This window comes from Paraburkholderia atlantica, assembly GCF_000092885.1.
Classification (GTDB): Bacteria; Pseudomonadota; Gammaproteobacteria; order Burkholderiales; family Burkholderiaceae; genus Paraburkholderia; species Paraburkholderia atlantica.
This window is the reverse complement of the sequence record NC_014117.1, coordinates 859025-872653: the sequence shown is the minus strand read 5'-3', so window position 1 is coordinate 872653 and position 13629 is coordinate 859025. Positions and strand designations below refer to the sequence as shown.

Here is a 13629-nt window from a genome sequence, read left to right as displayed (position 1 = left end):
TTATATCCGAGCCCAATCCCTGAAATTTCGTATGTCGATGCATTGGTATGGTTCCTGCCTGATGTGGTCCCGCGCAGTCACCCGATCACCATCACAAACGGAGACAAGTGATGAATCCATTTGACCTGAAAGCCCTCGGCATCGACATCGAGTATCCCTATCGCCAGCGCTATGAAAATTACATCGGCGGCAAGTGGGTGCCGCCGGTCGGTGGCGACTATTTCGACAACGTGTCGCCGATCAACGGGCAGCCGTTTTGTCGCGTGCCTCGCTCGAGCGCCGCGGACATCGACCTCGCGATCGACGCCGCGCACGCAGCGCGCCGCAAGTGGGCGAAGACGTCGGTGACGGAGCGCGCGAATCTGCTGCTGGCGGTGGCCGAGCGCATGGAGAAGAACCTGAAGCTGCTCGCGGTCGCGGAAACGATCGATAACGGCAAGCCGCTGCGCGAAACGATGGCCGCTGACCTACCGCTCGCCGTCGATCATTTCCGCTATTTCGCGGGCTGCATCCGCGCGCAGGAAGGCGGCATCTCGGAGATCGACGACAACACGGTCGCTTATCACTTTCACGAACCGGCTGGTGTCGTGGGTCAGATCATCCCGTGGAATTTCCCGCTGCTGATGGCCGCATGGAAGCTCGCGCCCGCGCTCGCGGCCGGCTGCTGCATCGTGATGAAGCCCGCCGAGCAGACGCCGGCTTCGGTACTCGTGCTGATCGAACTGATCGGCGATCTTTTCCCTGCCGGCGTCATCAATATCGTCAACGGCTTCGGCAAGGAAGCGGGCGAAGCGCTCGCCACTAGCAAGCGCATCGCGAAGATCGCGTTCACCGGCTCGACCCCGGTCGGCAAGCGAATCCTGCATGCAGCCGCGGATAACCTGATTCCGTCGACGGTCGAACTCGGCGGCAAGAGCCCGAACATCTTCTTCGCCGACGTGCTCGACCGCGACGACGCGTTCCTCGACAAGGCGCTCGAAGGTCTCGCGATGTTCGCGTTGAATCAGGGCGAGGTTTGCACGTGCCCATCGCGCGTGCTGGTTCAGGAGTCGATTTACGAGCGCTTCATCGAGAAGGCGATCGCCCGTGTGGAACGCATCAAGGCCGGCCATCCGCTGAACCTCGAAACGATGATCGGCGCGCAGGCATCACAGCAGCAGCTCGACAAGATCCTGTCGTATATCGACATCGGCCGGGACGAAGGGGCGCGGTGTCTCGTCGGTGGCGAGCGCGCGACCCCTGGCGCCGGCCTCGGCGAGGGCTTCTACGTGAAGCCGACGATGCTGTTCGGCAACAACGATATGCGCGTGTTCCAGGAGGAAATCTTCGGGCCGGTCGCCTCGGTGATGACGTTCAAGGACGAACAGCAAGCGATCGAACTCGCGAACGACACGTACTATGGCCTAGGCGCGGGCGTATGGACGCGCGATGGTACCCGCGCCTACAAGATGGGACGCGAAATCGAGGCGGGACGTGTGTGGACCAACTGCTATCATCTGTATCCGGCGCACGCGGCATTCGGTGGCTATAAGCAGTCGGGCATCGGGCGGGAAACGCACAAGATGGCGTTGTCGAATTATCAGCAGACGAAGTGTCTGCTGGTCAGCTATCAGGCGGAGGCGCTCGGGTTCTTCTGAGCGAACGGCGCGCGTCGTTCACTGACGACGCGCGCTCTACCCCCACGCGTGCCCCAGACGTTGGGTATGCGCGGGAGCCAGCAATCTCGTCCGGCACATCTCGTTCACCCGCGTCTCCGGCAAACGCCATGGAATAGACGTTCGCGGCAAATCGCACGAACGGGTTAACGATCTGCAACACAAATCTTGAATTTTCCACGTACGGTGTTTCCGTACGTCACTCCCGCCACAGCCTGCCGAATCGGCAAATCATTACTGGTTTTTCCAACCAGATTATTACGCCTGGGCAACGTAGCTTCGTTTCCGCCGATCAGACGTTGATAAGTATGCAATGGATGCGCTGGGTATTGGTGAATCGCCGGCGCTTTGGCTCGGCGCATTTCGGCGCGGGCAAGGTGGCAACAACGCTCACTGACTCGATCAAGGCCCCTAATCAGGTAAAAGATTTCGAGCGCTATCCCTCGATCGAGACGGGACAAAAAATGATAATCGACGATGTTCTGAAGATGGCCAACGACTCGACGAACGCAAATTTTCAGGCCTATCGGCAATATGTTCAAAAGGCTATCGATGTCGCCAGAGGCGTTAAGTCAGGAAGTGATCCTTGCTCCACCGGCCTATACGCATGGCGAACGAGTGGCAGAGGATCGCCGGGGTCTAATTTCATCTTTTACGAAAGCAGAGGCAGTCAAGATTTTTATACACTGAGCGAAGCGTTCATAAAAGATCCGCTACTGCGATCACACATGTAGCCTTACATGACGGATCAGGCATGAAATACGTTGCGCATCTTTTCTGTTTTCTCCTACTGGTACATGTGTCACCAGCCCATGCAACGGATGATTTTCCACCCGAATTCGACCCACAACCCCTAAAACGTGCCCTTCCGGACAATGATCCTTACTACGGGCCGCCGGAAGTCGCGATCAGGAAACTGCTCTCATACTGGAAGAAGAATCGAGGCACCAACCACTTCTGTGTAATCGGCTACGCGTGGCCAAACGATGACCTCGATATATGGGTGTATTGGGCGGAGCAGAAGCGATTGCTGCAATGGCGCGGTTTTTCCGATCAGGAAAGACGCGAAGCAGGTTTGATCACGGCGCAGGCTAATTTCAAATTGGGAAAAAATACTGTGGCGACGCTCCACGACATCAACGGCAGAAATGACGTAGTCACTCGCGCCTGGTGGTATGCGGTAGTCAACGATTGCCTCGCGCATGGCGAGCACTTCACGATCAAGCCTCTTAAACAGTGAACTGCCTTGATGGCCATCTACCTCCGGGCTCGCGGCGCGAGTACCAGTGTCGCTCATGCGCGGCGTACGCAGATCAAAGCGTCCGGGAAAATGCGTTGGCACCCAGCCTGCCTATGAGCTCGCGCTAAAGAGAAGCGGGTAATTGCAAGCTTGTCCAGCCGCTTACGTCGGCTTCACGCACCTAAGAGTCCCGGCATTAATTCGTGGATTCCGAAGTGGAAAAAGGGCTGCCCCTCGGGCCAGCCCTTTTTGTGTGCATTCACATCGTCAACAACTTCGGTCGAGCGTCGATGCTACACCCGTTTTTGATCAGCGTTGCAGCGTCCTCGGCATTCGGTTCGTTTTGCGTGGCGCACGGCAGCGCGACGTCGACGGGCACATGCCACGGACGCTGCCCCGACAGGAAATCGAGTCCAACACGTTTTGCGTAATCGCTGACACGGCCGTAGTGATGGTTCTTCACGTTCATCGGCTCGGCCAGTTTCCCGGCAGTGAAGCCGTCTTCATCGACGACCGTGCCGCTCGAATCCGAGACCGTGACGACCTTGGCGCCGAGCGCCATGGCTTTTTCGACGGCATATTGAGCGACGTTGCCGGAACCCGACACGCTAACGCGCAAACCGTCGAGGCTGCGGCCGGTCTGCTTGAGCATTTCCTCGGCGCAGTACACGGTGCCGTAGCCGGTGACTTCCGGGCGAATCAGCGAGCCGCCGAATGACAGTCCCTTGCCGGTGAACAGACAATCGGCGCGATTGGAGAGCTGCTTCATCATGCCGGCCATAAAACCGACTTCGCGACCGCCCACGCCGATGTCACCAGCGTGGATGAACCCATGTTGGCCTTGAGGGTCCGCTCGCTCGACGAATCGAATTTATTGCCCAATTACGCTAAAAATTCATCCAATTCCGATCGCCGCGGGTCATTTCCCTCCCGATACTTGTCGTTCGCACATAACAAGGAACGACGATGACGAACGGCAACGGCCGGCCAATGTTCCGGCTCGCAGGCAATAGCACAGGCTGCGGCGCGATTCTGACTGCATCGTGAGCGTGCCAATTGCGAGAACTTGCTCACCTCAGTGACCACATCCTGGCTCTTTCCTCTGACGCACTACCCACATGGGGCAATGCGCCTTTACTCGTTCCGCTCCGCCTGCGCGGCACCGAAACCCTGGGCAAGCTTTATCGATACACGCTCGATGTCGCGACGATCGAAAGTCCGACGCTCGGTGTATGGCAAGCACAGGAACTCGTCGCGCCTGATCGCCTGATCGGCAAGGTCATCGACATTTCGATCGCTTTCGACGGCAACGGATTGGACGATCGTCATGTGTTGGTGCGCGACGACGTGGCACACGTGGGCGCCGACCGCCGCACGATGTCGGGCCTCATCACAGGCATCAAACAGATGGGTACCGATGAACGGCGCGCCTATTACCGCCTCGTCGTCCGTCCCTGGCTGTGGCTGGCCACGAAGAACTGCGACAGCAGGATCTTCCAGGACGCCAGCGTGGTGGACATCACTGACCTGGTACTCAAGGAGCGATATCACTTCCCGGCCGTGATGGAACTCGGCGCGCCAGGCCTGCGCAACGGCTACCCGAAGCGGGACTATGTCCGGCAGATGTGGGAATCCGACTTCGATTTCCTCACGCGGATCTGGAGAGAATGGGGAATCTACTACCTGTTCGACGGAATGACCCTGGTACTGTGCGATTCGCCCGGCTCGCACAAACGACACGCCAACGCATACGACACGCTTCGCTACTACGCCCCCCGCAGCAGGCACGTCGACGAGGAGCACGTTCACAAGCTCGAGCTATCGCATCAGATCACGACAGGCAAGGTCAGCCTGATCGATTACGACTACACGCGCCCCGGCGCGCGCTTCGAGGGCGAGTACGAGAGCCACAGCGAGCAAGCCTACGACAACATCGGGCAATACGGCTGGGGCGACTACTCGCAGCCGCTTGCCGGTGCGGCGGGACTGTCAGGTGAGCGAAGCGACTTCCGCAATGAAGCCGGACACCTCGCGAGCGTGCGTGTCGATGCAATGCGCAGTCATCGTCTGCGGCTGAAGGGTCAAGGGAATCTGCGCGGTCTGACAACGGGGAAAACATTCTGGCTCGACAACCATCCGCAGCGGGAAGTCAACGCCGAGTATCTGGTCGTATCGACGACCCTCGATATCCGTAATGCACCGCAGAACACACAGTCACCCGGCGCAGACACGAACGATCCGCTGCGCCAGTGCGTGACCGACTTCGTGCTCCAACCCGCCAATACGTTCTTCAGAAACCGTCAGAAGAATAAGCCGCGTTGCGCGGCGGAAACGGCAATCGTGGTCGGCCCCGAGGACCAGCCGATATGGGTCGATGGATACGCACGCGTGAAGGTGCGCTTTGCGTGGGAGCGGCTTGCCCCGAAGAACGACAGCGCCAGTTGCTGGGTGCGGGTGTCGTCGCCGTGGCAAGGCAACGGTTTCGGAGCGATCTATCCGCCGCGCGTCGGTCAGGAGGTCACGGTCAATTATCACGAAGGCGACCCGGACAAGCCTTACGTGTCGGACCGGATGGTCAACGGCCAGAATCAGCCGCCCTGGAGGCTGCCCGACAACCAGGCGCTCTCGGGCATCCTTAGCAGCGAGCTCAAGGCGGGGTGTGCGAGCCAGACCAATCACGTCGTACTGGACGACACGCCGGGTCAATTGCAAGCGCAGATCGCCAGCGACCACGCACAGTCGCGCCTCGTGGTGGGCTACAACACGCATGTCGTGCGCGACGCAGGCCGGCAGCAAGCACGCGGTGAGGGCTGGGAACTCGCGACGAACGCATGGGGTGTCGCGCGAGCCAACCGAGGCATGCTGATCACCACCGAGGCACGCCACGGCGCGAGTGCGCCGGCAAAAGATGCCGGTGAGACCGTGGCGCGCCTCACTCAGGCGCGCGACACCCACGAGAACCTCGCTGGTCTCGCGCGGCGCTACGAGGCACAGGAACAGCAGACCAGTCAAAGCGAGGTCGCGCAGGCGATCAAGGCGCAGAACGACGCGATTCGCGGCGGCAGGGCAAGCGCGCAGCTTCCCTTTCCGCAACTGAGCCAGCCCGACCTGGTGCTGGCCAGCGCGGCGGGTCTCGGTCTCACGGCAGCGCAAAGCACGCACGTGGCGAGTGCCGAACACATCGCGCTCAGCGCGGGCGGACACGTCAGCGTCGCGGCGGTGAAATCGCTGCTGGCGTCGGCGCTCAACGGCGTGCGGGTGTTTGCGCAACATCTCGGCATCCGGCTCAAGGCCGTATCGGGCAAGGTGCAGATCGACGCGCAAAGCGATGACGTCGAGATCATCGCGCAACGCGTCGTCAGTATCATCAGTAGCACCGATTCGATCAATCTGATGGCCAGCAAGGAAATCGTCTTCCATGCGGGCAACACGAAAGTGGTCATCAATTCGGACGGGTACAAGGTCTATACGGGTGGGGAGCATCGGATCCATGCGAGCGGTCATCGGACCGATGGGCCAGCAGCACGGCCTGTCAGTCTTCCCGTCACGCCAGACGATCCCGGCAGGCTGGCGGCGCATCATGTTCTGATCGAACACGATTCCGGCTTTGCGCTGCCGAATCAGCCGTACCGGATCACGCTCGACGATGGTCAACTGATTCAGGGTGTGACCAACGCGTTTGGCGAGGCGAGTCTCGTCACCAGCAACATGCTTGCGTTCGCGACGGTCGAACTGCTTGCCGCGAGCGAGCCGGACAAAGTGATTGCGCTTAGCAGAGGCGCAGTGATCAGAGCGGCGAATGAGTCATTCGCTGGCGCGGTACCCAATGCCGAGAAACGCAGTGCCACGGTCGCAGGAAAGGCCGTGGCCTCGCCGAACGAGAGCGCGACGACGGAAGATAAACGACCCGAATTCGTCTCGTGCGATCCGATGAACTTCGGGCTGCGGTTTTATCACTTCGTCAATGGTGCGGCCGAGGGTGATACGCCTGCCGGTATGTCGATGCGCAAGGGTGTCGAATACCCGGTGACCAAGGCTTATGCGGCTGCGATTAAGGCTGCGCTGCAGGGGATTGATTGGGGCGGGGTGGCGTGGCCGTTGACTGCCGATTCGAAAGACATGATTCAAGACACGGTCAGGCCGCATCTGGAAAACGCGCTTGGTGCCGGGCCCTTCGGATTGCCAAGCGGTCATACCGCTAGCCGGGAAAATAACGGTGCCATGCCACGGATTGTGATTGTCAATCCAGAGCGGGCAACACGGTACAACCTGCGTCAGGAAGTCAGCGCCGCCTTCATCGGTGGGGATTGGGTTATCGCCATCAACGAGAGCGAGATTGCGCACATCGTCGGACTCCGGGATCAGCCGGCCGCGCTAGATAACCGCCTCAGAGCGTTTGCAGACACGCTGTATCACGAGTCTCGCCATTGCCAGCAGTACTTCTGGATGTTTTCGTTGCTTCAGCACTTTCCGGACGACTACAGGGATCTGCCGAACATCCGGTCGTTGTATTGGTCGACGATGCTGAAGAAAGCGTACACAGCGGCTGGAAACAAGCCGCTACCCGACGATCATCGTGTTCACATAGGTCTGCACAGAATGCTTGTATTCCACTACTACTGGCTGATTTCCAGCCTGCAGGACAAGCCGGGCTGGAACTACGTCAAGAGAGATCTCCCGCGTGCTGCAAGGAAGGTATCTGAGTTGCTGCATGTTTCCACTGAAATAGCTCAAAAAATGGCGCAATTCGAAACTGGCTATAGGAGCCAAATTCATGAAGAGGATGCCTACGCTTGCGCGGAAGTGGTTCAGGCCTACTGGCGCAATCCCGGTGATCCTCTCGTTCGCAACCCCGGTACATGCACAGCTCAGTACGCCGACGCCCTTCGGGCCGTCGACGCAAGGAACTGAGATGAGACAAACCGTGACCGACACCCAGCGCGACATGGCTTTGAGGATATTGACCACGGCAATGGCGATCCTGCGGGACGACCAGCCTTTTGATCCCGCGCATGCAATATTCGGCCGCATTCTTGCAGCTCGGCCTGAGCGCGGTGTGGTAGGTGTGATGGAATATTCCTTCGTGAATCCGGTTTTGCCGGAGGCGGATATCATCGTAGTTTTGGTCCCCGATCCTGCCAACCCCTCTGCTGACCGCACTAAGGTCAAACAAGTCGTTACGCACTTCACGGTCCGCTTCAATCCACTAATGAGGGACATTAACCGCTCGACACTGGAAGATCTCCTGCAGGTCGATATCGGCTACTGGATCGACGGCAACGGCGAGCGGCGCCCGGGCAATGATATGGGCACGGTGCCGCCGCAGGTTCGTCTGCATCACTATCGCTATCGCGCTTCGACTCTGCCAACGAGCCGGTTCCCAGTGGACGTCGAATTTGCTTTCGGCGACCCAGATCCAAACGATCCGACGCCTGGCGAATCCAAAACGCCGGTCCTGATGGACGTGCACCTTGATCGTGACTATTCCGCGCTGCGCCCGCGACATCATGATTAGAGGCCGTCTTGATGTGACATGCTAAACGTTTCTGCTCCCACACAAAAAATGGCGCAATTCGAAACCGGCTATAGGAGCCAACTTCATGAAGAAGACGCCTACGCTTGCGCGGAAGTGGTTCAGGCCTACTGGCAGAATCCTCGTGATGCTCTCGTTCGCAATCCCGGTACATGCAGAGCTCAGTACGCCGACGCCCTCAGGATCGTCGGGGCCAGGAGCTGAGATGGGACAGACTGTGACCGACGCCCAGCGCGACATGGCATTCAATATATTGACCACATCAATGGCAATCCTGCGGGACGACCAGCCCTTCGACCCCGCACATACGATATTCGGCCGCATTCTTGCGGCGCGGCCTGAGCGCGGTGCGGTAGGTGTTATGGAGTATTCCTTCGTGAACCCGGTTTTGCCGGAGACGCAAATCATTGTGTATGTGGTACCCGATCCGGCCGCTCCCTCTGCCGACCGTACGAAAGTGAAGCAAGTCGTGACGGCGATCACCGTCCGTTTCAATCCACTATTGACAGATATCAGCCGCTCGACGCTGGAAGACCTCCTCCGGGTCGATATCGGCTACTGGATCGACGGGCAAGGCAACCGGTGGCCCGGCAATGATCTAGGAACGGCACCACCCCAGGTTCGCCTGCATGGCTATCGCTATCGTGCTTCGAATCTGCCAACGAGCCGGTTTCCGGTGAATGTGGAATTTGCTTTCGGAGACCCAGCCCCAAACAATCCGGCGCCTGATGAACCCAAAACGCCGGTCCTGATGGACGTTCTCCTGAATCGTGACTATTCCGCGCTGAATCCGCACCACCGTGAACAGAATCCGTCGTGAACAGCTGGTGGCAAAGGGCGTCGCGCAATGACGAAGAACAGGAGTGAACTGGCGTGGTCCCAAACCGTTTTCGCAGGCATTTCAAAAGCGAACGCCAGGCGCAAACCTGTTCCCCGGTGGATCTAGCCTCAGCTCCGAACACTATTCCTCCCCAACCGTCTCGACATAGTTATCAACCGCACTACTGACCGTCGGATGAAAGCGCGCATCGCCGATCAGATCGGTCAACTCGAAGCGCTTGAGCTTGTCGCGAACCGGATCTTTCATCTCCGCAAAGTGCAGTGCAATCCCGCGCTCGTCGAGCGTGCGCGTCAGCTCCCGCAGCATGTCGGCCGAGGTGACGTCCACGCTCGTCACCGGTTCGGCCGCCACCACCACGCGCCTGACCGGTGGCGGCGATTCGGCGACGGCTTCGAGCAGGCGCTCCTGAAACTGCTCGGCATTCGCAAAGAACAGCGGCGCATCCCAACGAAACAGCACCAGTCCGGGGATTCGCTTCCCGTGCGGATAACGCTCCAGGTCGTGATAGCCGCGCAAACCCTCGACGCGACCGAGCACCGCGTAATGCGGTCGCCAGCCGTCCCACAGAAATTCGATAACCGCGATCACCACCGCGAAGCCGATCCCCGGAATCGCGCCGAACACCGCGACGCCGGCAAAGCAGGCCATCGACAGCCAGAACTCCCATTGCTGGATGCGGAATATCCTCTTCAGGTCCGTGATCTCGAACAGACCGATCGCCGCCGCGATGACGACCGCGGCGAGCGCGCTGTTGGGCAGGTAGTGCATCAGGTTGGGCGCGGCCATCAGCAGCGCCGCGACCGCCAGCGCGCCGACGACGCCCGTCAGTTGCGTCTTCGCGCCCGCCGCCTCGGCGACCGGGGTGCGCGACGAGCTGCTGCTGATCGGGAAGCCGTGGAACAGGCCGGCCGCGAGATTGGCCACGCCGAGCCCGACCATCTCCTGATTGGGGTCGACGCGGCTGCGAAAACGTGCCGCGAATGTCCGCGACAGCACGCTGGTATCCGCGAACGAAATCAGCGCGACCGCGCAGCCGCCGAGCAGTATCTTGACCAGATCGGCGTCGGTGACCCACGGTAGCGCAAAGCTCGGCAGGCCTTGAGGAATTTTGCCGAGCACCTTCACGCCGACGCTATCGAGGTGCAATGCGGTCACGCACAACGTCGCGACGATCACGGCGATCAGGATGCCCGGCAACTTCTCGAAGCGCTTGAGAAACAGGATCAGCACGAGGCTTCCCGCCCCCACCGCGAAGCTGTACCAGTTGGATTTGCCATCTGCGATGGCCTGCACGAGACTCAGGATGTCCCGCAATGGGCCGCGCTCTTCGATCGAGATGGCAAACAGTTTGGGTAACTGGCTGATCAGCACCGCGAGCGCGATGCCGTTCATGTAGCCGTATCGAATGGGCTTAGACAGCAATTCAGTGATGAATCCAAGCCGCAGCAAGCCCATCACGATACAGAACACGCCAGACACGATCGCCATCATGCTGGCCGCCGCAATCGCGCGCGACGGGTCGCCCGCCGCGACTTGCACGACGACCGCGAGGATCGGAGCCGCGAGCGCGGAGTCGGGACCGAGCACGAGAATCCGGCTCGGGCCGAACAGCGCATACGCCAACAACGGGACGATCGTCGCGTAGAGGCCGAACACGCCGGGGACGCCCGATGCCGCCGCGTAAGCGATGCCGACTGGCACCAGCATCGTGGTCAGTACCAGTCCGGCCGTCAGATCGCTCGGCAGCCAGCTCAGCCGGTACGTCTTGAGCACCGTCAGCCCCGGCAGCCAGCGCGTCCAGCGGCGCGCGCTGCTTGCAGCGGTCTGTTCTTTGGGAGGAACTGGCCTGTCCGCTTCCATTTTTGGAATGTTCGCAGTCGATGACGCCGCGCCACGGATCGTGGGGGGAACTGTCATTCGTAGAATAGTCCAGAGCCTCCATCGGCGACAGTGAGGTGGCACACCGATTGCGCATCAAGTCCGCTTGCGCCTCAGCAGCCACCCAACGCCGCCGGCCAGCGCGAGCACCGCCGCGCCGTACACCGCATTGCGATGCCGGTCGGTAAACAACTCCCAGCAGTACGCACGCGCTTCATCATCGAAGCGGCCATGCGCGGCGTAGTGGCCGGGCACCGGCTCATAGAGATTCGCGGGCGCATCGGCGGGCAATGGCTCATCGGTCAATTGCCCGTCGTAACCGGCACGCGCGAGATAGTGGTCGAGCAGCGTCGGCGCGATCCGGTTCGCAAGGATCGCCTTGACCGTCGACCACCCGACCCACACCTGGCGCCGCCGATGGGTGGCCGCGAAATAGATCGCCCGCGCCGCCACCTCCGGCTGAAACACCGGCGCCACCGGCCGCGCCCTGCGCCCCGTGCGATTGAGCGCCCAGTCGAATTGCGGGGTATTGACCGCGGGCAGATCGACCATCGTCAGATGGATATCGACTCCGTCGTGCAGCAACTCAGAACGCAATGAATCCGTAAAGCCGCGCACGGCGAACTTCGCGCCGCAATAGATCGACTGCAACGGCACCGACCGGTACCCGAGTGCCGAGCCGACATTGACGATCGTCCCGTGCCCCCGCGCGCGCATCACGGGGAGCGTCGCCAGCATGCCGTTGACCTGGCCCAGATAGGTCACCTGCGTGCCGCGTTCGACATCCCGCGCGCTGAGCGCGGACACCGGCGCAAACGCGGTCGCCATCGCGACGTTGACCCAGACGTCGATGCCGCCCAACTCGCGATCTACGCGCTGCGCGGCGCGCTCGATCGCGTCGGCATCGGCGACATCGGCGGGCAACGCGAGTGCGCGCACGCCATAGGTCGCGGCGATCTCCTCGGCGGCACGCGCGAGCCGCCGCGGCTCGCGCGCGATCAGCCCAACGTCATAGCCCTGCCGCGCGAACTCGGACGCGGTGGCGCGCCCCACGCCGGCACTTGCCCCTGTAATGACGACGACGCCCTTGCGCTCGACGTCGCCGCCGCGGGTGTCGGTTTGCACCGTCATAGCGTCGCTGGCCACTTTGAACACCTCCCATGTTGCGCATCCAGTGAGGTGTGAAGCAAAGCGCAGTCCCGCAAATTCGAACCGGACAGCGGCGCCGGAAAAACAAATGGCCGCAGCGCGAGGCTGCGGCCATCTGGTAGCGGTTAAAGAGGCTTAACTCACGTCACGTTCATCGCCAACGCACTCTCGCGATAGTGCTGGCTCGCCTTGTCGGTGTCTCCAAGCTGCTCGTGCAGCCGCGCGAGCGCGCGATGCGAGCGGATCTTCAGCGTCTCGTTGTCGGCGAGCTTCAGCGCGCGTTCGAGGAACGACTGCGCCTTGCCCCACAACTGCTGATGCAGACACAGACGCCCCAGCGCAAACATCAGGTCCGCGTCTTCCGGCCGATCCTTCAGCCACGCCTCGGCCTTCTGGATCAGCGGCAACGCATCGCCGGCGGCCGTGTCCGGATAGCGGCGCAACAGGCGCGCATCCCAGTTCTGCGCAAGCGCTTCCTCGACGATCTTGCGCGCCTCCTGCGGTCGGTTCAGAGCGACCAGCAGTTCGGCGGCGGTATCGGCGAGACGCGGCGAATGACGCTCGGTCGCCGACAGCGAACTCCACAATTCGAGCAGCGCGTCCGCGTTGTGGCGACGATCGCGCAGCAGATTCTCCGCCGCCAGCTGACGCAGCCGCACCGCGACCGCCGGATGGATCGCCTCGCGCTTCTCCAGCGTCTTCACGAGCTTCAGCACTTCGCCCCAGTTCTTCAGCTGCTGCTGCGCGCGCAGCATGATCTGCTGCGCGTGGATGCGCCGTGCGCCCTGCGATTGCATCTCGGTCAGCGCATGGAGCGCGCCGTCGGCGTCGCGGCCGTCGGCGCGCATGTCGGCGGTGGCCATCAGGCGTGCGTCCTGCCACTCGGCTTCGTCGATCTGCGCGAGCCATTCGTCGCGCCGCCCGTACTCATGCATGCGATGCGCGGCGGTCGCCGCGATCAAACCGGCCGCGCCTTTGTTGTCGCCATTCGTGAGCGCGTCCTTGGCGGCCTTTTCCGCGCGCGAGAAACGTCCTGCGTACAGGTTGCCGATCGCGTCGCGCAACGCCGCGTGCGCCTTCGCGACCCGCGCGCGCGCGCGGTACGCGGCGACGCGCTGCGGCATGCGCCAGATATTGCGGATGATGCGCAACAGCGCGTAGAGCAGGATGAACAGCACCACCAGCCCGACGATGAACAGGTTCAGCGACATGTCGACGCGATACGGCGGATAGATCAGCAGCACCTGCCCCGCGTCGAAGCGCCCGCCCACCGCGAGCATGACCGCGACGGCGAACAGCGCCGCGAGCCACAGAAGTCCCCGGATCGCCATGA

Annotated in this window: 9 protein-coding genes and 1 pseudogene; 6 read left to right on the top strand and 4 right to left on the bottom strand. The window is 61.3% G+C overall.

The window, feature by feature from the left end; all coding sequences use genetic code 11:
- The first annotated feature begins 110 nt into the window (after nucleotides 1–110).
- The 3 genes from BC1002_RS03875 (at nucleotide 111) to BC1002_RS03865 (ending at nucleotide 2895) form a co-directional block, all read left to right on the top strand.
- Entirely contained in the window at nucleotides 111–1637 is a 1527-nt protein-coding gene (locus BC1002_RS03875; protein ID WP_013088770.1) for an aldehyde dehydrogenase family protein, read from the top strand.
- 326 nt (nucleotides 1638–1963) lie between these two features.
- Complete coding sequence (locus tag BC1002_RS03870) at nucleotides 1964–2389, top strand: hypothetical protein (protein WP_013088769.1); 426 nt, start codon at nucleotides 1964–1966, stop codon at nucleotides 2387–2389.
- Between the two features lie 20 nt (nucleotides 2390–2409).
- Complete coding sequence (locus tag BC1002_RS03865) at nucleotides 2410–2895, top strand: hypothetical protein (RefSeq protein ID WP_013088768.1); 486 nt, start codon at nucleotides 2410–2412, stop codon at nucleotides 2893–2895.
- Between the two features lie 298 nt (nucleotides 2896–3193).
- On the opposite strand, the pseudogene BC1002_RS03860 reads toward BC1002_RS03865, so the two are convergent.
- A pseudogene (locus BC1002_RS03860) lies at nucleotides 3194–3721 on the bottom strand (dehydrogenase family protein); the annotation flags it as partial.
- Between the two features lie 230 nt (nucleotides 3722–3951).
- Between BC1002_RS03860 and BC1002_RS03855 the strand changes: the two are divergent.
- The 3 genes from BC1002_RS03855 to BC1002_RS03845 all read left to right on the top strand — a co-directional run bounded on the left by BC1002_RS03855 (nucleotide 3952) and on the right by BC1002_RS03845 (nucleotide 9248).
- Complete coding sequence (locus tag BC1002_RS03855) at nucleotides 3952–7806, top strand: type VI secretion system Vgr family protein (RefSeq protein WP_013088767.1); 3855 nt, start codon at nucleotides 3952–3954, stop codon at nucleotides 7804–7806.
- A gap of 13 nt (nucleotides 7807–7819) precedes the next feature.
- Complete coding sequence (locus BC1002_RS03850; RefSeq protein ID WP_238537916.1) at nucleotides 7820–8410, top strand: hypothetical protein; 591 nt, start codon at nucleotides 7820–7822, stop codon at nucleotides 8408–8410.
- Between the two features lie 223 nt (nucleotides 8411–8633).
- Entirely contained in the window at nucleotides 8634–9248 is a 615-nt protein-coding gene (locus tag BC1002_RS03845; RefSeq protein WP_041734574.1) for a hypothetical protein, read from the top strand.
- Between the two features lie 141 nt (nucleotides 9249–9389).
- On the opposite strand, the gene BC1002_RS03840 is transcribed toward BC1002_RS03845, so the two are convergent.
- The 3 genes from BC1002_RS03840 to BC1002_RS03830 form a co-directional block, all read right to left on the bottom strand.
- The gene (locus BC1002_RS03840) at nucleotides 9390–11129 is read right to left on the bottom strand and encodes a SulP family inorganic anion transporter (protein WP_041734299.1); all 1740 of its coding nucleotides are present in this window, start codon (nucleotides 11127–11129) and stop codon (nucleotides 9390–9392) included.
- 114 nt (nucleotides 11130–11243) lie between these two features.
- Nucleotides 11244–12278, bottom strand: a complete 1035-nt coding sequence (locus BC1002_RS03835; protein WP_049870197.1) for an SDR family oxidoreductase — start codon at nucleotides 12276–12278, stop codon at nucleotides 11244–11246.
- 158 nt (nucleotides 12279–12436) lie between these two features.
- The gene (locus BC1002_RS03830) at nucleotides 12437–13627 is read right to left on the bottom strand and encodes a heme biosynthesis protein HemY (RefSeq protein ID WP_013088762.1); all 1191 of its coding nucleotides are present in this window, start codon (nucleotides 13625–13627) and stop codon (nucleotides 12437–12439) included.
- Between the last annotated feature and the right edge of the window lie 2 nt (nucleotides 13628–13629).